The sequence below is a fragment of the Bacteroides thetaiotaomicron VPI-5482 genome, assembly GCF_000011065.1.
GTDB classification, from domain to species: Bacteria; Bacteroidota; Bacteroidia; order Bacteroidales; family Bacteroidaceae; genus Bacteroides; species Bacteroides thetaiotaomicron.
This window is the reverse complement of the sequence record NC_004663.1, coordinates 5,511,353-5,532,184: the sequence shown is the minus strand read 5'-3', so window position 1 is coordinate 5,532,184 and position 20,832 is coordinate 5,511,353. Positions and strand designations below refer to the sequence as shown.

Here is a 20,832-nt window from a genome sequence, read left to right as displayed (position 1 = left end):
CCTCTGTTTTCTTACCGACATCTTCATCGTTCCACTAGAGTGCACAGGCCTGTGCACTCTAGTGGAACGATAACAATTGAACTTATATCACACGACCTTATCCGATAGATAACACAAGAATATAGGGTTGTTTATCTGAAAAGTAAGGCTACATCTCCCTTATTATCCCAGTAATTTATCAATGATAAAATGGCCGATGAAGAATAAATCGCCCATGAAAACAATGCTGAATATCAGAAAAGCAAAGCAGGTACTCCAACGGGAACCTCCTGCTTCCTCGCCACGTTTAATACGGAGCAGGGAACTGTGCAGACAATCACCCGCAATGAACAGCACAAACAGACTCGGTATCAAGTCACCCCATGATATCAACCACAGGTTATCACCTTTTCCCATCAGGAATGTCAATGCTACGGCCAACAGGAAGACAGAAGCATACTGCAAATCTTTTCTCTTCGAATTCATAGCGGTAATATTTAAAGTACTTTTCACAAAGATATCGAATATCTTCCAATAATCCTTATCAATTCTATCTAAAAAAGGTTATGCCTGATCGGAAGATTCGGACGGAGCATTCCCTGCCTTAGCGGATTTCTTTTTCAGCCGACCGCTCTTTCTCAGCGCTTCGGCAATAATCCACTGAAGTTGTCCGTTGGTACTGCGAAACTCATCGGCTGCCCATTTTTCGATGGCATCCATTGTCTCGGCATCTACACGCAAAACAAAACTCTTTATTGAAGATTCTTTTTTAGCCACTACCTTCTTACCTTCTGTTTTTATTTATTAATGATTCAACGTACCTGTATTGACTACCGGCTGTGCAGCCTCATCCGCACAAAGAACTACAAGCAGATTGCTGACCATCGCCGCCTTCTTGTCCTCGTCCAATTCAACAATTTCTTCTTCAGAAAGTTTATGCAAAGCCATACGTACCATTGATACGGCACCCTCCACAATCTTTTCACGGGCACTGATAATGGCCGAAGCCTGCTGACGACGCAACATGACGGCTGCAATCTCCGGAGCATAAGCCAGATAGTTAATACGGGCTTCCACTATTTCCATTCCGGCCATCGCCAGACGTTCGTTAAGCTGGTGTTCCAACTGATCATTAATTTCATCGCCACCGCTCCGCAATGTCAATTCATCCGAATTCGCTTCGTTATCATCGTAAGCATACAATCCTGCCACCTGACGGAGAGCAGCGTCACTCTGCACACGCACAAAATCTTCAAAAGCATTCATTCGTCCGGCAACGGTTACGCTCATCTGTCCGGTTCCTTTATTATCCGCCATCGTCTGTGCATCGATTTCGAACATGGCCTTATACGTATCCTTCAGTTTCCAGACAAGCACCAGTCCTATCAGAATGGGGTTACCAATCTTATCATTCACCTTGATAGGTTCTATATCCAGATTACGGGCACGCAAAGAGAGCTTTTTCTTATTCATAAAAGGATTCACCCAAAAGAAACCGGTTTCGGTAAAGGTACCCTTGTACTTTCCGAAGAATACCATAGCCCGGGCTTCGTTCGGTTCCTGAGAAAAATATCCGGGAATCATCAGAATAGCTGCTGCAAGAAAGAGGATCAACAGCAGGAACAAAACAATACTTCCTTTAAAAAGGATAAAGCTCATCACAATCAGAAGAGGCAGTATCGCCAAATTAACAAACAAGGCTACAAACCCATTAATAACCACGTCATTGTACTGAAATTCTTTTGCATTCATAGGACTAAATTTTGATATTATTTTGATATCACAAATATATCACTTTTCATTCTGATAATGCAAGGGGAAAGACTCTTTTTTCTCCGCAATACATCATTTTTAACTAAACAGCAGTCATCCGATACTAAACAAATTTAAAAGGCGTAAGAAAATAAGGGTTTAATTCAAACAAAAACAGGATGTACTTTGAGGTATTTAAGTTTATTGTTATTTTTGCAGGGTATGAACTTAACCCCCTTAAACAAGTAAAATATAAAACGATTTATAAAATGAGAAAAGTAAGTTTAGCCCTGCTCCTCTGCCTTCTCTGCCTCGCCGGAATGGCACAAGGACAAAAGGCACTTGATTTAAAAGATATTACCTCCGGACGCTTCCGCCCGGAAAATATTCAGGGAGTCATCCCCACACCAGATGGAGAGCACTACACACAAATGAACGCCGATGGTACGCAAATCATCAAATACTCATTCCGCACAGGAGAAAAGGTAGAGGTGATCTTTGACGTGAACCAGGCACGCGAATGTGACTTCAAGAATTTCGACAGCTATCAGTTCTCACCCGATGGTGACAAATTACTGATCGCTACCAAAACGACCCCGATATACCGGCATTCATACACAGCTGTGCATTATATATACCCTTTGAAACGAAATGATAAGGGAGTTACGACAAACAACATTATTGAACGGCTGTCCGACGGCGGACCTCAACAGGTCCCCGTCTTTTCTCCAGACGGAACGATGATCGCTTTCGTGCGTGACAATAATATATTTCTCGTAAAGCTGCTCTACGGTAACAGCGAAAGCCAGGTGACCGAAGATGGCAAGCAAAATATGGTTCTCAACGGTATCCCCGACTGGGTATATGAGGAAGAGTTCGGTTTCAACCGCGCCCTGGAGTTCAGTGCCGATAATACCATGATTGCTTTCATCCGCTTCGACGAGTCGGAAGTTCCTTCCTATTCTTTTCCGATGTTCGCGGGAGAAGCACCGCAGATTACTCCTTTGAAAGATTATCCGGGAGAATACACCTACAAGTATCCGAAAGCCGGATACCCGAACTCGAAAGTAGAAGTACGTACGTACGACATCAAATCGCACGTGACCCGCACCATGAAGCTTCCGATAGATGCAGACGGATATATCCCCCGCATCCGCTTCACGAAAGATGCCAGCAAACTTGCCGTTATGACATTGAACCGCCATCAGGATCGTTTCGACCTTTATTTTGCCGATCCGCGCTCAACGCTCTGCAAGTTAGTGTTGCGTGATGAGTCACCTTATTATATTAAGGAGAACGTGTTCGATAATATCAAGTTCTATCCGGAAACTTTCAGTTTGCTTAGCGAACGTGACGGTTTCAGCCATCTTTACTGGTACAGCATGGGGGGAAACCTTATCAAGAAAGTAACCAATGGCAAATATGAAGTGAAGGATTTTCTGGGTTATGACGCAACAGACGGCTCTTTCTATTATACCAGCAATGAGGAAAGCCCCTTGCGTAAAGCAGTCTACAAGATTGATAAGAAAGGCAAAAAGACAAAGTTGTCTCAACGTGAAGGAACCAATACGCCGTTATTCAGCAAATCGATGAAGTATTATATGAACAAATTCTCGAATCTGGATACTCCTATGCTAGTTACGCTGAATGACAACACAGGCAAAACCTTAAAAACGCTTATCACCAACGACCAGTTGAAACAAACGTTAGCCGGCTATGCTATCCCGCAAAAAGAGTTCTTTACCTTCCAGACTACGGACGGGGTAACTTTGAATGGATGGATGATGAAGCCTGTCAACTTCTCCGCATCCAAGAAATATCCGGTGCTGATGTACCAGTATAGCGGTCCGGGGTCACAACAAGTTCTGGATACTTGGGGAATCAGCTGGGAGACTTACATGGCCAGCCTCGGCTATATCGTTGTATGTGTAGACGGTCGTGGTACAGGAGGCCGCGGAGAAGCGTTCGAGAAGTGCACTTATCTCAAAATCGGCGTGAAAGAAGCCAAAGACCAGGTCGAAACAGCTCTCTATTTAGGCAAACAGCCGTATGTGGATAAAGACCGTATCGGTATCTGGGGATGGAGCTATGGCGGATACATGACATTGATGAGTATGAGCGAAGGAACTCCGGTATTCAAAGCCGGTGTAGCTGTTGCCGCACCTACGGACTGGCGTTTCTACGACACTATATATACAGAACGTTTCATGCGCACCCCGAAAGAAAACGCAGAAGGATACAAAGAATCATCCGCTTTCACACGGGCTGACAAACTGCACGGCAATCTGTTGCTGGTACATGGTATGGCAGACGATAATGTTCACTTCCAGAACTGTGCAGAATATGCCGAGCATCTGGTGCAGTTGGGTAAACAATTTGATATGCAAGTATATACCAATCGTAATCATGGCATATACGGCGGCAACACCCGTCAGCATCTATATACACGATTGACCAACTTCTTCCTGAACAATTTGTAATGGCTGACAGAGTGCGCAAGCCTGAATGGCTGAAAATAAATATCGGTGCCAACGACCGTTACACCGAAACTAAAAGAATTGTCGACTCCCACTGCCTGCATACGATATGCAGCAGTGGGCGTTGTCCCAACATGGGAGAATGCTGGGGAAAAGGAACTGCCACATTTATGATCGGCGGTGACATCTGTACCCGCAGCTGCAAATTCTGCAACACACAAACCGGACGCCCGCATCCACTGGATGCCAACGAACCGACACACGTAGCGGAGTCTATCGCTCTTATGAAACTAGATCATGCGGTAGTTACCTCGGTAGACCGTGACGACCTTCCCGATCTGGGAGCCGGACATTGGGCACATACCATTCGTGAGATCAAACGACTGAATCCGCAGACCACAATCGAAGTACTGATACCCGATTTTCAGGGTAGAATGGAACTGGTAGACCTAGTGATAGAAGCCAATCCCGACATCATTTCCCATAATATGGAGACGGTAAGACGCATCAGTCCCCTGGTTCGCAGTGCGGCCAACTATGATACCAGCCTGCAAGTGATCGGTCACATCGCCCGAAGCGGAACAAAATCAAAAAGCGGTATTATGGTGGGGTTGGGAGAAACTCCACAGGAAGTGGAAACCATTATGGACGACCTGCTGGCAGTCGGCTGCCAGATTCTTACGATAGGACAATATTTGCAGCCTACGCACCGTCATTATCCGGTTGCCGAGTATGTGACGCCACAGCAATTCGCCACATACAAAACCATCGGTTTGGAGAAAGGATTCAGCATTGTAGAGAGTGCTCCTCTCGTTCGTTCGTCTTATCATGCAGAGAAACACATTCGATAGAAAACAAAACACATTCACTATTTGTTTTATAGGTAAAACCGGCAAATAAACATAAAGATGGATCATAAAGGAACACTTTCTTCCGCGTTTAACATGTCATTGGGTTTTATCCCCGTTATTATTTCCATTTTATTGTGTGAATTTATAACGCAAGACACGGCTATTTACATCGGTACTGGTATAGGTATTGTAGGGATATACCTATTACTACACCGTAAAGGTGCGCTAATTCCTAATTTTATTCTTTATATTGCCACCGGAATGCTGGCACTGCTGTCACTTGCAGCCTTGATTCCCGGTGACTATGTTCCGCCAGGTGCTCTGCCTCTTACCCTGGAAGTCAGTATCCTCATTCCGATGCTGATACTCTATATGCATAAAAAGAGATTTATCAACCACTTTCTGAGACAGATAGGCTCCTGCAATAAGCGCTTGTATGCGCAAGGAGCAGAGGCGGCAGTTGTTTCGGCCCGTTTTGCATTGATCTTCGGTATCCTGCATTTTATTATTATCAGTATTGTCGTTGCCAGTCAGGACCCTTTAAGCCAGACAAGTATGGTGATACTTTATAAGGTATTTCCCCCTGTCGTATTTGTGATGAGTATCCTGTTCAATCAGATTGCTATCCGGTATTTCAACCATCTGATGTCGCACACGGAATACGTGCCCATAGTCAATACGAAAGGAGATGTCATCGGAAGAAGTCTTGCCATAGAAGCACTCAACTATAAGAATGCCTATATCAATCCGGTCATAAGAATAGCCGTATCTACTCACGGGATGCTGTTTCTTTGTGACAGACCGATGAATGCCATCCTTGATAAAGGGAAAACTGACATACCGATGGAATGCTATCTCCGTTATGGTGAGTCCCTCACCGAAGGAGTAAACCGCTTGGTGCACAATGCGCTTCCACACGCAACGGAAGACTTCAAGCCAGAGTTTAACATTGTCTATCACTTCGAGAATGAAGCAACCAACCGGCTCATCTATCTTTTCATCGTCGATATCAAAGATGATTCTATCCTTTGCACTCCCCGCTTCAAGAACAGTAAGCTATGGAGTTTCAAGCAGATAGAAGAAAATATGGGCAAAGGCTTTTTCAGCAGTTGCTTCGAAGATGAATACGAACACCTGAAAGATGTTATTTGTATAAGAGAAAAATACAGGGAATCTTAGACAATTCGGGAATATGCCCTTTCCAGTCTTTCACCGTGCGGGTTTGTATAAACTCGCCTTCGCAAGTTATATTGGCAGCAATACATAGTTTTGTCTGCGGACGGCAATTCTGCAAGATATCTTCTATCATCTTATGATTCCGGTAAGGAGTTTCGATGAATAGCTGTGTCTGACTTTCAGCATAGACACGCTGCTCCAGTGTTTTCAGTTTCTTAGCCCGTTCTCCCGGTTCTATCGGCAGATAGCCATGAAAGGCAAAGCTCTGTCCATTGAATCCCGAAGCCATTACAGAAAGAATAATAGAGGAAGGTCCTACCAGAGGAATCACTTTCAGTTTCTGGCGCTGGGCAATGGCAACCACATCTGCTCCCGGATCGGCAACGGCAGGACAGCCCGCCTCCGAAATCACCCCCATCGAGGCTCCACCCGCCAAAGGCTTCAGATAACCGGATATATCTTCGGGAGAAGTATGCTTATTCAAAGGGTAAAAAGTCAGCGAATCAATATCAATTTCCCGGTCAACCTTCTTCAGAAAGCGACGGGCAGAACGAACATCTTCGACAATAAAATGCCGGATACCACGAATAATCTCCGTATTATAAGAAGGTAACACCTGTTCAAGAGGTGTATCGCCCAATGTAACGGGCAACAGGTAAAGAGCAGTTTCCACTTTAGGTAATAGGTGATAAGTAATAAGTAATAGGTATGGGCTAGAGTTTCAGGTAACCGGACTCTTCGAACATACTCTGATAATCGGTAAGTTCCAGCAGATCCTTTATTTTAAGATCTTTATGCTTTTTCATGTAGGATGCTATAATCCGTGCTCCCACCCACGAACCGATCAATGCAGGGGCTTGTCCTCCCAGCATATCAACAGTAGGCGCCGGTTTCATATAGTAGCGGATCACCATTGGGTCACGTGCGTGCAGATGATCGTTTGCACAGATATACTCCCAGATATCCTTTTCGTTTTTCCTGCACCATTCGTTCTCCTGATCGGAGTATCCCATTGCCTGACCAATATCGTCATAACCAAGCAAATGCTGCACCACATAATTGATTTTGCCGGAATGCATCATCAGATCGACCAGACAAGTACCTTCATGATAGTTCATTTCGTAACGGCTAAGGAGATAGAATGCGAAACAATCCGGCACAATCCGTTCCGGACGCATCGAGGTACATTGATAGTCATAGTAGAAACGTTTGTAGAGAGGATAGTCTTCTCCCATATACTTATCGAGGCTGATTCCCAGCAATGTATCTACCAGAATGATTGATTCATTGAATGCGGATATCTGCGAATAAATAAATGGTATTTTCGTATCGGGGACTTCCTTCTTCAGCTTCCGGAATCCTTTGGTGAGTCCTTTTTCTACTTCGTCAAGATTGGGATATTTAGCTTCTACATCGCTCAGCAAACGAAGCAAGGTGCTATCCGAGTAGAATTTTTGCAAACGCTGAGAAATGGTGTCGTCCTTCACCGTACCGATAGACAGTACATCTTCTATCAGAATCTTTGTCGGCTGGCGATAGTCCATTGTCAGTTTCTGCATAGCGGAAAAGCTGTTGGAGCGAACATATTCGCTCAACAGCTTATCGTATCTCAGAACAGAAATCCCTTCTTCCTTCTGCTCCGCAACCTTTCCTGTGCTTAAGCCGCAGGAGGCGAAAAGCATACCTATTAATATAGTAAGAAGAGAGATCCGTAGTTTCATAACCTTTTATCCGTAAATGATATTACCATTTTCGTCCATGTACTCATCCAGTCCTTTTTCGTAAGTAGCCATTGCACGAAGACTCATACCTACGCTGGAGAAACCACCGTCATGGAATAAGTTCTGCATAGTCACTTTACGGGTAAGGTCGGAGAACATCACGATACAATAATCCGCACATTCGTCAGCTGTTGCATTTCCAAGCGGAGACATACGGTTAGCGAAATCATACAGCTTATCCATACCTTTCACTCCCGAACCGGCAGTAGTAAAGGTAGGCGACTGTGAAATCGTATTCACACGTACGCTATGCTCACGACCGTAGATGTACCCGAAACTGCGTGCGATAGATTCCAGCAGGGCTTTAGCATCTGCCATGTCATTGTAGCCGTAAAAAGTACGCTGAGCAGCGACATAACTCAAAGCTACGATAGAACCATATTCCGCAATAGCGTTCAGTTTCTTGGCGGACTGAATCATTTTATGGAACGATACAGCCGAAATATCCAATGTCTTGTCCAACATTCCATAGTCAAGGTCATCATAAGTACGTTTCTTGCGCACGTTAGGAGACATACCGATAGAGTGCAATACAAAATCAATTTGTCCGCCCAATATATCCATAGATGTCTTGAATACATTCGTCAGATCTTCCACACTGGTGGCATCTGCCGGCACTACCTGACAGTTTAGTTTTTCAGCTAATGCATTGACTTCACCCATACGGATAGCCATCGGAGTATTTGATAATGTAATAGTTGCACCTTCTTCCACGGCGCGCTCTGCTACTTTCCAGGCGATAGACTGGTCGTTCAGTGCACCGAAGATAATTCCTCTTTTTCCTTTCAACAAGTTGTTACTCATATCTTCTAATAGTTAAATTTTGTGCAAAGATAGTATCTTTCTGCATAAAAACACGAGAAGTGTGCAAATATTAGACATAAATGACAAAAAATACACGTATTCTATCAATAACTCCACATCTGCCTGAAGTTTCCCCCTTATCTTTGCCAATGATAATTAAGAGGTTTTTTCATAATATTTATTTTAAGGTTAGAATTAGGTTAACATGAATTTGTCTTATTCCTTTCCGGCAGGCTGCCTGCGAGAGGTCGCCTGCGGAGGGAGATAAGAGTTATGAGAAGCCATCTTAGAAATCGAAAGAGAATACCAGAAAAACAATAAATGTATAACCCTATAGAAAAGTTACTAAATGAACACAATGACAAGAAGACTCCTCTGGATGGTCGTATGTTGTTTGCCGTTTGTCTCGGGATGCAAACAAAGTGAGTGCGCAATAAGCGAAAACGCAATAGATGACACCATTTACCAGAATTTACCTTTCGAAATGCCGAAAGTACAGCAGCCGGTTTTTCCTGCTTATGAGGTAAATATCTCTAAATTCGGAGCCAAGGGGGATGGGATGACCCTGAATACGAAAGCAATCAACGATGCTATAAAAGAAGTAAACCAACGTGGCGGAGGTAAAGTTATCATCCCAGAAGGCACTTGGCTGACCGGACCTATCGAACTGCTCAGCAACGTGAATCTTTATACAGAACGCAATGCCCTGATACTCTTCACCGGTGACTTTGAAGCATATCCTATCATCCCCACTTCTTTCGAAGGATTGGAAACACGCCGCTGTCAATCACCGATTTCTGCTCGTAATGCAGAGAATATCGCTATCACAGGATATGGAATATTTGACGGAAACGGAGACTGCTGGCGCCCGGTGAAGAAGGAAAAACTAACAGCTTCGCAATGGAATAAACTGGTAAAATCGGGTGGTGTACTCGATGAACAGGAAAGAATATGGTATCCTACCGCCGGTTCGCTGAAAGGTGCAATGGCCTGCAAAGACTTCAATGTGCCCGAAGGCATCAACACGGACGAAGAATGGAATGAAATCCGTGCATGGTTGCGCCCCGTATTACTGAATTTCGTGAAAAGCAAGAGGATTTTGCTGGAAGGAGTTACTTTCAAGAACTCACCGAGCTGGTGTCTGCATCCGTTGTCATGTGAAGACTTTACAGTGAATAATATTCAGGTAATCAATCCCTGGTATTCTCAGAACGGAGATGCACTCGATCTGGAATCTTGCAAGAATGCACTGATCCTGAATAGTGTATTCGATGCGGGTGACGATGCCATCTGTATCAAATCGGGCAAAGATGAGAACGGCCGCCGCCGCGGAGAACCTTGCCAGAATGTAATCGTAAAGAATAATACGGTATTACATGGGCATGGCGGATTTGTAGTAGGCAGTGAAATGTCCGGTGGTGTGAAGAATATCTATGTAGAAGATTGTACATTCCTGGGAACAGATGTAGGTCTGCGCTTCAAAAGTACCCGCGGACGTGGCGGTGTTGTAGAAAACATCTATATCAATAACATCAATATGATCAATATACCGAACGAACCGTTACTTTTCGACCTGTTCTATGGTGGCAAAGGAGCCGGAGAAGAATCGGAAGAAGATCTGCTGAGCCGTATGAAGACGGCGATTCCTCCTGTAACCGAAGAGACTCCTGCGTTCCGTGATATTCATATATCAAATGTCATTTGCAGAGGTTCGGGACGTGCGATGTTCTTCAACGGACTTCCGGAAATGCCTATCCGTAACGTAACTGTGAAGAATGTTGTGATGACGGAAGCTACTGACGGAGTCGTTATCAGTCAGGTAGACGGTGTCACACTCGAAAATATTTATGTAGAATCAACCAAAGGAAAGAATATACTGAATGTCAAAAGCGCCAAGAATCTGAAAGTCGATGGAGAGACTTATGAAGAGATTGACGCCAAAGGACAGATATTGAATTTCAAATAAGAGATTCCACCACAGAAAACCACAAAATCATTATATAGAGTAAAAAGCTCAAATAGCAGACTAATTTATCTTCCAAAGATAAGCCGGTCTGCTATTTTTTCAATTACTTTTGCAGAAAGAAATACGACGTATAATATCATGCCTTAAAATCATGAAGAAGAATATTTTTATCATCACACTCCTTGTCGGGTGCTGCTCTCTGTCCGCCTGGGCTCAAAAACAGGAGAAAACCATTACTGTAGAAGTAAACAATAACTGGAACCGTGCCAAGACGGATGAACCGGTAGTAATCAACTTGCGTGACTTGCATACCGGATTTAAAGTAAAGTCTGCCGTAGTAATGGAAGGAAGCACTGAAATTCCTTCTCAGCTGGACGACCTGAACAGAGACCGTAAGATGGATGAACTGGCATTCGTTACCAGCCTCCCTGCTCACGGAAGAAAAACATTTCAGGTAACCCTGTCTTCTGAAAAGAGTACGAAAACCTATCCGGCACGGGTTTATGCGGAAATGTTCATTGCTGACCCGAGAAAAGGAAAGCATCAGTCAGTACAGGCAATCACTGTCCCTGGTACAAGTAATATATATAGTATGGTCCGTCCTCATGGTCCTGTACTGGAATCGGAACTGGTAGGCTATCGTCTTTACTTTAACGAAAAACAGACACCGGATATCTACGGTAAGTTCAATAAAGGACTGGAAATCAAAGAATCTCAGTTCTACCCTACTGACGAACAGTTAGCAAGAGGATTCGGTGACGATGTCCTCCGGGTATTCGACAGTTGCGGTCCGGGTGCTTTCAAAGGATGGGACGGAAAGAAAGCAACTCATATCACTCCGGTGGCTACCCGTACGGAACGTATCATCTCTTACGGTCCGGTGCGTGTCATCGCAGAAATCGAAGTGACAGGCTGGAAATATCAAAATGCGGAATTGGACATGATGACCCGTTACACACTCTATGCCGGACACCGTGATCTTCGTATCGAGGCATTCTTCGACGAGCCGATTAAGAACGAAGTGTTCTGTACAGGCGTTCAGGATATTGTCGGTACCGCAGAATCTTACTCGGATCACAAAGGGCTTGTCGGCAGTTGGGGAACAGACTGGCCGGTAAACGATACCGTGAAATATGCCAAAGAAACAGTAGGTCTTGGGACCTGCATTCCCCAACGATATGTGAAATCGGAAGAGAAAGACAAAGACAACTACCTCTACACCATCACATCTCCGGGAAGCAAATACTTACAGTATCACACCACTTTCACTTCCATGAAAGAAACTTTCGGCTATAAGACACCGGAAGCATGGTTCGCTTATCTCCGCGAATGGAAAGAAGAATTGGTACATCCGGTAACGGTCAAAATAAAAGATATTCATTAAACAAAGCATACAAATACAGTTAAACAATCAAATACTGGAGTATTTACCAGTTTTTATACCGACTCTGCACAATTATTACTCCTTTGTGCGGAGTCTTTTTTTTACCTTTGCCCCATTGAGAGACTTCAACTGAATCTTTAATATCAAACTATTATACCTATATCATGAAACGATTGACACAGACTTTAGCTTTTTGCCTGCTAACTGTTTTCACTGCGGTAGCACAGAAAAACTATGTATCCGAAGTATGGGTTTCCGATCTCGGAAATGGTAAATACAAGAATCCGGTGCTCTATGCCGATTATTCCGATCCGGACGCTTGCCGCGTAGGAGATGATTTCTATATGACTTCTTCCAGCTTCAACTGTCTGCCGGGATTGCAGATTCTACATTCCAAGGATTTAGTGAACTGGACGATTATCGGAGCTGCTGTTCCCTATGCCCTCACCCCTATTGAAACACCGGAACGTCCGGAACACGGCAACCGTGTCTGGGCACCCAGTATCCGCCACCATAACGGAGAGTTTTATATCTTCTGGGGAGACCCGGACCAAGGCGCTTTCATGGTAAAAGCCAAAGACCCGCAAGGTCCGTGGACGGAACCTGTTCTGGTTAAACCGGGAAAAGGAATCATCGATACCTGCCCGCTTTGGGATGAAGACGGAAAAGTATATCTGGTACACGCCTATGCAGGAAGCCGCGCCGGACTGAAAAGTGTAATCACCATCTGTGAATTGAATAAGGAAGCGACCAAAGCCATCACCCCCTCACGCATTATCTTCGACGGTCACGAAGCACACCAGACGTGTGAAGGCCCGAAGTTTTATAAAAGGAACGGCTATTATTATATCTTCCATCCGGCAGGCGGTGTGCCAACCGGTTGGCAGGTAGTACTCCGTTCTAAAAATGCGTATGGTCCTTATGAATGGAGAACTGTACTGGCGCAGGGTGATTCTCCCGTCAATGGACCTCACCAGGGAGCTTGGGTAGACACTCCTTCCGGAGAAGACTGGTTCTTCCACTTTCAGGATGTAGGCGCTTATGGTCGCCTTGTTCACTTGCAACCGATGAAGTGGGTGAATGACTGGCCTGTAATCGGTATCGACAAAGATGGTGACGGTTGCGGCGAACCGGTAATGACCTACAAAAAGCCGAATGTAGGAAAGATATATCCCATCTGTACACCGCAAGAAAGCGACGAATTCGACGGATATATACTCTCTCCGCAATGGCAGTGGCACGCTAATATCAATGAGAAATGGGCATATTATGCCGGAGACAAAAGTTATGTCAGACTATACTCTTATCCGGTAGTAGCGGATTATAAGAATTTGTGGGATGTAGCTAATCTGTTGTTGCAAAAAACTCCTTCGGACAATTTCACCACCACAATGAAACTGACCTTCATGCCTAATCCCAAACTGAAAGGTGAACGTACAGGTTTGGTAGTAATGGGCAGGGATTATGCAGGATTGATTCTGGAAAATACGGACAAAGGTCTTGTGCTGTCTCAAATTGAATGTAAAAAAGCAGATAAAGGAGAAGCGGAACAGGTAAACTCTTCTGTCGGTCTTACCCAAAACACGGTATACCTAAAGGTACGTTTCAGTTGCGACGGCAAGAAAATTAAAGCCAGTGAAGGAGGTAACGACCTCATTGTGATATGCAACTTCAGTTATAGCCTTGACGGAAAGAAGTTCTTGCCATTAGGCAACCCTTTTCAGGCAAGGGAGGGACAATGGATTGGCGCCAAAGTCGGCATGTTCTGTACCCGTCCGGCTATTGTTACCAATGATGGAGGATGGACAGATGTAGACTGGTTCCGAATTACAAGGAAATGATTCGTTTTTTATTCCTATCTTTGTAAGCAGAAAGAAAGGAAAACAGGATTAACATAAAAAAACAAGAAGTTCAATGAAGAAACTAGTCATTTTCGATTTGGATGGTACATTACTGAATACCATTGCCGACCTTGCACACAGTACAAATTATGCCTTGAATAAGTTAGGATATCCCACACATGAGATCGAGAAATATAACTTCATGGTAGGAAACGGCATCGACAAACTTTTTGAGCGTGCCTTGCCGGAAGGAGAAAAGTCCAAAGAGAATGTACTGCGCGTACGCAAGGAATTCGTCCCTTACTATGACATTCATAATGCCGATGACAGCCGCCCTTATCCCGGTATTCCGGAATTACTCTCATACTTACAGGATGCAGGTATTCAAATTACTGTGGCTTCCAACAAATATCAGGCAGCCACCCAAAAGTTGATTGACCATTATTTTCCGGAAATCCATTTTACCGCTGTGTTCGGGCAACGTGAAGGGATAAAGGTTAAACCCGATCCAACCGTTGTATTCGATATTCTGGAAGTTGCCAAAGTAACCAAAGAAGAAGTGCTGTACGTGGGTGATTCCGGCGTGGATATGCAAACGGCTGCTAATGCCGGAGTGACAGTTTGTGGAGTAACATGGGGATTCCGCCCACGTGCCGAACTGGAAGAATTCAGTCCTCAATATATTGTAGATACCGCTGAGGAGATCAAACGTCTTATTCTCTAATATCTGAATCTACAGAAAGATCTCATTCTTCAAGCTGTACGATAGATCTATGCGGATTATATCAACATAGATCTATCATGCAGCTATTTTTCTTCAATAACAGAACAATATTTTAAAGATTCTGCGCAGAGAATTGAAAACCGGTTCCCGCATCATATAATTTACTATTTCTTTTTAACTTCAGAAAATCAATATCCGGCAGACTTCCATCCGCTTTGCGAGGCAATGTTAACTGAGCAGGATCCAAACTCACAAAATCATCCTCACCTACGGTCATATCTACAGGAAGAAAAGAATTATTGATAATCGTACATTCCTCCCGATTCACATCGACAATATGTTTTCCTGCAGCCCTCGGCTTATATGACAAATTATTCCGAATAATATGATCATATCCGTCCACGTCCACTATTTCTCCGGGAGACTTACGATTCAGCATACAGAAATTAGACGGATTCTGATAACCGGTATTATTGAACCAGGAAATTCCTCCCAAATGGTGATTGGCATAAAATCCTTTGTTCTTGTTTTTATATGCCAGACAATTCTTCACTACATGGTGTGGAATCTCATTCGGCATCTTCACTTTTGAGCGCATACCATAGCCACCCGCTTTAAACCCTGTACCATCTCCCGCACCCACAAATCCTCCGGGCTTATATCCATTATAAAACGCCCAGCAATCTTCAATCGTATAAGCTGCTTGTGCCTTTATCAAATCAAAACCGTCATCACTGTTGTACCAGGCCCGACATCCTTTAAACACATTTCCCGTATAGGAGGCAGAAGCCGGATGCCCACCGAAGCCATCCACATTTCCACCGGTACCATTCTCAGATACAGGGTCATAATTATTATAAGCATCACAGTTCAGTACGAGATTATTACTTCCCCGCACCAAATAAAAACCAATAGCCATGCCATCGTGCATCGCCAGATTCTCGTAAATATTATGATTTCCACCTTGATTGTATATACACTCCGACTGAGTATGCTCCCGGATAGTAACCTGTGTTTTGATAATCTCAAAATTGCGGAAATGGAGGTAAGAGCCTGATACATAAAAGACAGATACCCGTTTACCCTCCGGCTTTACTTCAGCCAGATTGAATATCGGACGTTCATCCTGATAACCTGTATAGCAGATTCTCTTGGCCTGAGTGCCACTTTTATTCATTTCAAAAACATAAGCGCGCAAATGATCTCCTCCCATCATCTGCTCTTCCCGTATCCGATACTCGCCTCCGCGAATATATACCGTATCTCCGGGAACGACTTTTGACTGCGCTTTTTGTAAAGTAGCGAAAGGTTTGTCAAGCGTGCCCGCATTTGAATCATCACCATTGGTAGCTACAAAATAATTCGTAGCCGAAAGAGACAGGAAACACCCCATAAAAAAAAGACTAATACCTATATGCTTTTTCATTATGCTTATATTTAAAAACCTATTGAAAACTGATTTCCATTTTACTGTTGTTAATGTGCTTCTTTATTACCTGACTCTTATCTTCTACCTCTAAACAAATATTCTGTAACCGGAAGTTTTTTCCAGTTACCGTTTTCATGCCGCTAAATTACAGCTTTCTTTATAGTTTAGAATGTACATGCGTACACAAAGCCTAGAAAATCGTATTTCACCTGAGATTTACATCAAGAATGAACGATAATACATCGTTTCTTTGTTTTTCCGTACGCTATTACATCCTCTATTCTAAAAAGAAAATTAACTTTGTAACCATTAATAATAATGTAGAATCGTAGAAATCAAATATGAAAAATGCACTGCTGATATTCGCATTCTTATCTTTCTATCTCAGTTCAGTACATGCATCTGTCGAGATACGTTCGAACAAACTGACCACCGGTGACGGACTGGCGAATAATTCAATCCGATATATGTTTCAGGACAGCAAGGGATTTATGTGGATGGGAACCGTCAACGGATTAAGCTATTATGACGGCAACTCTTTTGTCAGTATCTACCCGGACCCTAATCTGCCGATTTCATTGGCCGACCCACGCATCCGGAATATGGAAGAAGACTCTAACGGTTTTTTATGGATCGCCACCCTCTCTTCTTTATATAGCTGTTACGATTTAAAACATGGGCGCTTCGTCGATTTCACCGGTTGCGGAGAATACAAACAGAGCTATTCGAAAAAAATCATTGCATCCGACCAGTCTATCTGGTTGTGGGATAACAATAACGGATGCCGTCGTGTCGTCTATCAGGATGGCCAGTTCTCGTCGCAGGCATACAAAAAAGAATTAGGCAACCTATCTTCTGACAAGGTACTGTTTGTCTACGAAAGCAATGACAGCCCCGGACATGTATGGATAGGAACCAAGCAAGGATTATGGAAATACCATGACGGCAAACTGGAAGCAATGGATACACAGGGAGAAAGCTGGGAACATATCTTTTCTTATGACCAATATACCTGCATCATTACCGGAAAAAAAGAAATCTACCGCCACTCTCTTTCCAATAACCGACTGGAGAAAATCGCTTCATTAACCGAACTCGGAGATACAGGTGTAATCACCGGAAGCCTCCGCCTGCAACATCAATGGGTGATGTTTACCGCCACTGGCAGTTACATCCTAGATCCCGTTACGGGAAAGCTGCGCCGGTTCTCCCGCCTGAATATTAAAAACGGTAACGTCACCAGAGACAATAAAGGGAATGCATGGGTACACAACTATACCGGCAACGTATGGTATGTCAATACCAGCACTGGCGACATCAAACATTTTCAGTTTCTTTCATCCGAGCATTTGGGATATATCGATGTAGAACGTTACTCTATCATTCATGATTCACGGGATATCATCTGGATTACGACTTACGGAAACGGACTCTTTGCCTACGATCTGAATACCGGCGATCTGCAGCACTTCACTTTTGAAGTCAGTCACTCCAGCCATATCAATTCCAATTATCTGCAATATATCATTGAAGACCGTTCCGGGGGTATCTGGGTGAGTTCCGAATTCTCCGGATTATCTCATCTGGAGATTCTGAATAAAGGAACGTTACGTATCTATCCGAATGGCGAAGATGCTTCTGACCGCTCCAACACGATACGTATGCTTTTACGTGGCAAAAACGGTAATGTATATATGGCAAACCGCATGGGTACCCTATATGAATATGATGCCGACCTGAAAAATATACTTCGTAGAGAGAAGTTTACACATAACGTATACAGTATGTGCGAAGATAATGAAGGACAGTTATGGTTGGGTATGCGTGGTATAGGATTACGTATCGGGGCTGACCAATGGTACCGATATAACAGTAAGGATAATAACTCCTTATCAAACGACAATGTCTACTTAATCTACCGTGACCGCAAAGGGCGGATGTGGATAGGAACATTTGGCGGAGGATTGAATCTGGCTGTCAAAACAGGCAACGGTTATCAATTCAAGCATTTCTTTCAAGACAGTTATGGAGAAAAACGGGTACGCGTCATACAGGAAGACCGCAACGGTATGATGTGGGTGGGTACCAACAACGGTATTTATATCTTCCATCCGGACTCACTGATCAACTCCCCCAAGAATTACGTACTTTACAATCATGTCAATGAAACATTCCCCAGCAATGAAATCCGCTGTCTGGTGAATGATCATGAAGGAAATATGTGGATTGGAACAACGGGAGCAGGCTTTGCCATCTGCTATCCGGGAAATGACTACCAACATCTGACTTTCGATTGTTATAGTATTAAAGACGGATTGCCCAACGGAGTCATACAGTCGATTGTTGAAGATCAGGACAACAAAATGTGGATTGCGACCGAATATGGCATTTCCCGCTTCACCCTCGCCACCAAGCAAATAGAGAATTATTATTTTTCTTCACATACACTAGGGAATGTATACTCTGAAAATACCGCTTGCATAAATGCTGACGGAAGATTACTTTTCGGTACGAACTACGGCCTGGTAGTTCTCGATGCCAATAAAGTGGAAAACATGGAAAAACTTGCATCGACCGTATTCACAGGGCTTCACATCAATGGAGCGCATATGTTGCCCGGTATGGATGATTCCCCTCTCAACGAAACCATGTCCTATACAGGACAGTTAAACTTGAAACATTATCAAAATTCATTTGTCATTGCCTTTTCAACATTCAACTTTTTAAGCGGAGCATCCAAATATTCTTATCGGATGCCTCCATATGATTCGGAATGGAGCATCCCTTCAGCACAAAATTTGGCAACGTACCGTAATCTTCCTCCCGGTAAATACCAGTTGCAAGTGAAAGCCTGCAATGTAGCCGGCGTATGGGGGGAAGAAAGTACTATGGAGATTGTCATAGCTCCTCCTTTCTGGCAGACGACCTGGGCCTATCTGATTTATCTGGTATTCATTGGAATCGTCTGTTATTTCAGTTTCCATATCATACGAAAATTCAACAGATTACGCAATCGCATCGCTGTTGAGAAGCAATTGACCGAATATAAGCTGGAATTCTTCACCAATATATCCCACGAATTCCGTACACCGCTTACTCTGATTCAAGGTGCTCTCAACAAGCTAATCAATATAGAGAATCCTCCCAAAGAGATGCAACGTCCTTTAAAAACCATGGATAAAAGTACTCAGAGAATGTTACGCCTCATCAATCAGCTACTTGAATTCAGAAAGATGCAGAAAAACAAACTGGCCTTATCTTTGGAAGAGACGGACGTCATTGCTTTCCTTTATGAAATCTTCCTGAGTTTCAAGGATACAAGCGAGTCCAAAAACATCGATTTCAGTTTTGAGCCGTCACAACCTGCTTATAAAATGTTTATTGATAAAGGCAATTTAGACAAGGTTACCTACAACCTCCTATCCAATGCTTTCAAGTATACTCCTTCTAACGGAAAGATTATATTCAAAATAGATATTCAGGAAGACAAGCAACAGCTTCGTATACAAGTCATAGATAACGGGATCGGCATACCCAAAGAAAAACGTTCTGAACTGTTCAAGCGTTTCATGCAAAGCAGTTTCTCTCATAGCAGTGTCGGAGTAGGTCTCCACTTGACACACGAACTGGTACAGGTACATAAAGGTAATATCAGTTATGATGAAAATGAGGGAGGCGGTTCTGTCTTTACCGTCCTATTGCCGACTAATTCTGATATCTATCAGGAGAAAGATTTCCTGATTCCCAATCAGTTATTAACCGAAGAAGAGGAACAGCACTCCAAAGATTTTCTCAGAAATGAAACGTCAGAGGATACTTTCCAGCCTCCTGTCGATCCTTTGAACAAACGCAAAGTTTTGATTATAGAAGATGATACTGATATCCGTGAATTCCTAAGAGAAGAAATAGGAGTTTACTTTGAAGTTGAAGTAGCTGCTGACGGAACATCCGGTTTTGAAAAAGCAAGTACGTATGATGCTGATTTAATTGTTTGTGACGTTCTGATGCCGGGAATGAATGGATTTGAAGTGACACGCAAACTTAAAAATGAATTTACCACCAGCCATATCCCCATCATATTACTGACTGCCCTCAATATAGAAGAGAAATATCAGGAAGGAATTGAATCCGGAGCTGATGCGTATATCACGAAGCCATTCAATGTCTCTTTACTACTGGCAAGAATCTTCAAGTTAATCGAGCTACGGGATAAACTGCGCCAAAAATATTCTAACGAACCGGGATTGGCTCATTCCATTATCTGTACCAATGACAAGGATCAGAAGTTCTCGGTAAAGCTGAATGAAGTATTGAATGAGCACATGACCGATACCGATTTTTCGGTCAATGACTTTGCCGGAATAATGGGACTAGGACGTACTGTATTCTATAAAAAAGTACGGGGAGTGACCGGTTATTCTCCTTACGAATATTTACGTGTCATGCGGATGAAAAAGGCTGCTGAAATGTTATTGACAGAAGATCTCACCATAGCCGAAGTCGCCTATAGCGTAGGTATCAACGATCCGTTCTACTTCAGTAAATGTTTCAAGAACCAATTCGGGGTATCTCCATCTGCCTATCGGAAAAAGCTGTCTGAAGATGAAAATGAACCCATAAATGATGCCGACGTATGATCTTACAGGTTTTCCGTACTAATTTAAGGGG

15 protein-coding genes are annotated in these 20,832 nt (G+C 43.5%); 8 read left to right on the top strand and 7 right to left on the bottom strand.

Features of this window, described 5'->3' with window-relative positions; all coding sequences use genetic code 11:
- Window positions 1-162: 162 nt before the first annotated feature.
- The 3 genes from BT_RS21170 to BT_RS21160 form a co-directional block, all read right to left on the bottom strand.
- Window positions 163-465, bottom strand: a complete 303-nt coding sequence (locus BT_RS21170; RefSeq protein WP_008764409.1) for a hypothetical protein — start codon at window positions 463-465, stop codon at window positions 163-165.
- A 78-nt stretch (window positions 466-543) separates the two neighbouring features.
- Window positions 544-756, bottom strand: a complete 213-nt coding sequence (locus tag BT_RS21165; protein ID WP_008764408.1) for an Arc family DNA-binding protein — start codon at window positions 754-756, stop codon at window positions 544-546.
- 27 nt (window positions 757-783) lie between these two features.
- Window positions 784-1,731 carry an SPFH domain-containing protein gene (locus tag BT_RS21160; protein ID WP_008764407.1) on the bottom strand — a complete coding sequence of 316 codons (948 nt, stop codon included), beginning with the start codon at window positions 1,729-1,731 and terminating at the stop codon, window positions 784-786.
- Between the two features lie 269 nt (window positions 1,732-2,000).
- Between BT_RS21160 and BT_RS21155 the strand changes: the two genes are divergently transcribed.
- From BT_RS21155 to BT_RS21145, 3 genes are read left to right on the top strand one after another with little or no spacing between them, the layout of a single operon-like run.
- Entirely contained in the window at window positions 2,001-4,211 is a 2,211-nt protein-coding gene (locus BT_RS21155; RefSeq protein ID WP_011109162.1) for a S9 family peptidase, read from the top strand.
- Entirely contained in the window at window positions 4,211-5,059 is an 849-nt protein-coding gene (gene lipA, locus BT_RS21150; RefSeq protein WP_008764405.1) for a lipoyl synthase, read from the top strand. The genes BT_RS21155 and lipA overlap by 1 nt, the downstream gene beginning before the upstream one ends.
- A gap of 57 nt (window positions 5,060-5,116) precedes the next feature.
- The gene (locus BT_RS21145) at window positions 5,117-6,238 is read left to right on the top strand and encodes a hypothetical protein (RefSeq protein ID WP_008764404.1); all 1,122 of its coding nucleotides are present in this window, start codon (window positions 5,117-5,119) and stop codon (window positions 6,236-6,238) included.
- Here the strand turns inward: BT_RS21145 and BT_RS21140 are convergent.
- Genes BT_RS21140 through BT_RS21130 form a run of 3 tightly spaced genes read right to left on the bottom strand, consistent with a single transcriptional unit; the run spans window position 6,204 to window position 8,820 of the window.
- A complete protein-coding gene (locus tag BT_RS21140) occupies window positions 6,204-6,908 on the bottom strand; it encodes an SAM-dependent methyltransferase (RefSeq protein WP_008764403.1) in 705 nt (234 codons plus the stop codon). The genes BT_RS21145 and BT_RS21140 overlap by 35 nt on opposite strands.
- Window positions 6,909-6,948: 40 nt before the next feature.
- The gene (locus tag BT_RS21135; RefSeq protein ID WP_008759865.1) at window positions 6,949-7,956 is read right to left on the bottom strand and encodes a GldB family lipoprotein; all 1,008 of its coding nucleotides are present in this window, start codon (window positions 7,954-7,956) and stop codon (window positions 6,949-6,951) included.
- Window positions 7,957-7,962: 6 nt separating this feature from the next.
- Window positions 7,963-8,820: an enoyl-ACP reductase FabI gene (locus BT_RS21130; RefSeq protein ID WP_008759864.1), complete on the bottom strand. Its 858-nt coding sequence runs from the start codon at window positions 8,818-8,820 to the stop codon at window positions 7,963-7,965.
- A gap of 349 nt (window positions 8,821-9,169) precedes the next feature.
- On the opposite strand from BT_RS21130, the gene BT_RS21125 reads away from it, so the two are divergent.
- The 4 genes from BT_RS21125 to BT_RS21110 all read left to right on the top strand — a co-directional run bounded on the left by BT_RS21125 (window position 9,170) and on the right by BT_RS21110 (window position 14,735).
- The gene (locus tag BT_RS21125) at window positions 9,170-10,786 is read left to right on the top strand and encodes a glycoside hydrolase family 28 protein (protein WP_011109161.1); all 1,617 of its coding nucleotides are present in this window, start codon (window positions 9,170-9,172) and stop codon (window positions 10,784-10,786) included.
- Between the two features lie 151 nt (window positions 10,787-10,937).
- Window positions 10,938-12,170 (top strand): DUF4861 domain-containing protein, encoded by a 1,233-nt coding sequence (locus BT_RS21120; protein ID WP_011109160.1) that lies wholly within the window; start codon window positions 10,938-10,940, stop codon window positions 12,168-12,170.
- A 164-nt stretch (window positions 12,171-12,334) separates the two neighbouring features.
- Entirely contained in the window at window positions 12,335-14,011 is a 1,677-nt protein-coding gene (locus BT_RS21115; RefSeq protein ID WP_011109159.1) for a glycoside hydrolase family 43 protein, read from the top strand.
- 73 nt (window positions 14,012-14,084) lie between these two features.
- The gene (locus tag BT_RS21110) at window positions 14,085-14,735 is read left to right on the top strand and encodes an HAD family hydrolase (protein ID WP_011109158.1); all 651 of its coding nucleotides are present in this window, start codon (window positions 14,085-14,087) and stop codon (window positions 14,733-14,735) included.
- Between the two features lie 112 nt (window positions 14,736-14,847).
- Here the strand turns inward: BT_RS21110 and BT_RS21105 are convergent, their stop codons facing one another.
- Entirely contained in the window at window positions 14,848-16,161 is a 1,314-nt protein-coding gene (locus BT_RS21105; RefSeq protein WP_011109157.1) for a right-handed parallel beta-helix repeat-containing protein, read from the bottom strand.
- A gap of 344 nt (window positions 16,162-16,505) precedes the next feature.
- Here BT_RS21105 and BT_RS21100 point away from each other — a divergent pair, with 344 nt between their 5' ends.
- Window positions 16,506-20,801, top strand: coding sequence for a hybrid sensor histidine kinase/response regulator transcription factor (locus BT_RS21100; protein WP_011109156.1), 4,296 nt, complete (start codon window positions 16,506-16,508; stop codon window positions 20,799-20,801).
- Window positions 20,802-20,832 lie beyond the last annotated feature (31 nt).

Coding starts and splice junctions, on each gene's coding strand:
- BT_RS21170 (WP_008764409.1), bottom strand. CDS start 465: ATGAATTCGAAGAGAAAAGATTTGCAGTATGCTTCTGTCTTCCTGTTG.
- BT_RS21160 (WP_008764407.1), bottom strand. CDS start 1,731: ATGAATGCAAAAGAATTTCAGTACAATGACGTGGTTATTAATGGGTTT.
- BT_RS21155 (WP_011109162.1), top strand. CDS start 2,001: ATGAGAAAAGTAAGTTTAGCCCTGCTCCTCTGCCTTCTCTGCCTCGCC.
- lipA (WP_008764405.1), top strand. CDS start 4,211: ATGGCTGACAGAGTGCGCAAGCCTGAATGGCTGAAAATAAATATCGGT.
- BT_RS21145 (WP_008764404.1), top strand. CDS start 5,117: ATGGATCATAAAGGAACACTTTCTTCCGCGTTTAACATGTCATTGGGT.
- BT_RS21135 (WP_008759865.1), bottom strand. CDS start 7,956: ATGAAACTACGGATCTCTCTTCTTACTATATTAATAGGTATGCTTTTC.
- BT_RS21130 (WP_008759864.1), bottom strand. CDS start 8,820: ATGAGTAACAACTTGTTGAAAGGAAAAAGAGGAATTATCTTCGGTGCA.
- BT_RS21125 (WP_011109161.1), top strand. CDS start 9,170: ATGAACACAATGACAAGAAGACTCCTCTGGATGGTCGTATGTTGTTTG.
- BT_RS21120 (WP_011109160.1), top strand. CDS start 10,938: ATGAAGAAGAATATTTTTATCATCACACTCCTTGTCGGGTGCTGCTCT.
- BT_RS21115 (WP_011109159.1), top strand. CDS start 12,335: ATGAAACGATTGACACAGACTTTAGCTTTTTGCCTGCTAACTGTTTTC.
- BT_RS21110 (WP_011109158.1), top strand. CDS start 14,085: ATGAAGAAACTAGTCATTTTCGATTTGGATGGTACATTACTGAATACC.
- BT_RS21105 (WP_011109157.1), bottom strand. CDS start 16,161: ATGAAAAAGCATATAGGTATTAGTCTTTTTTTTATGGGGTGTTTCCTG.
- BT_RS21100 (WP_011109156.1), top strand. CDS start 16,506: ATGAAAAATGCACTGCTGATATTCGCATTCTTATCTTTCTATCTCAGT.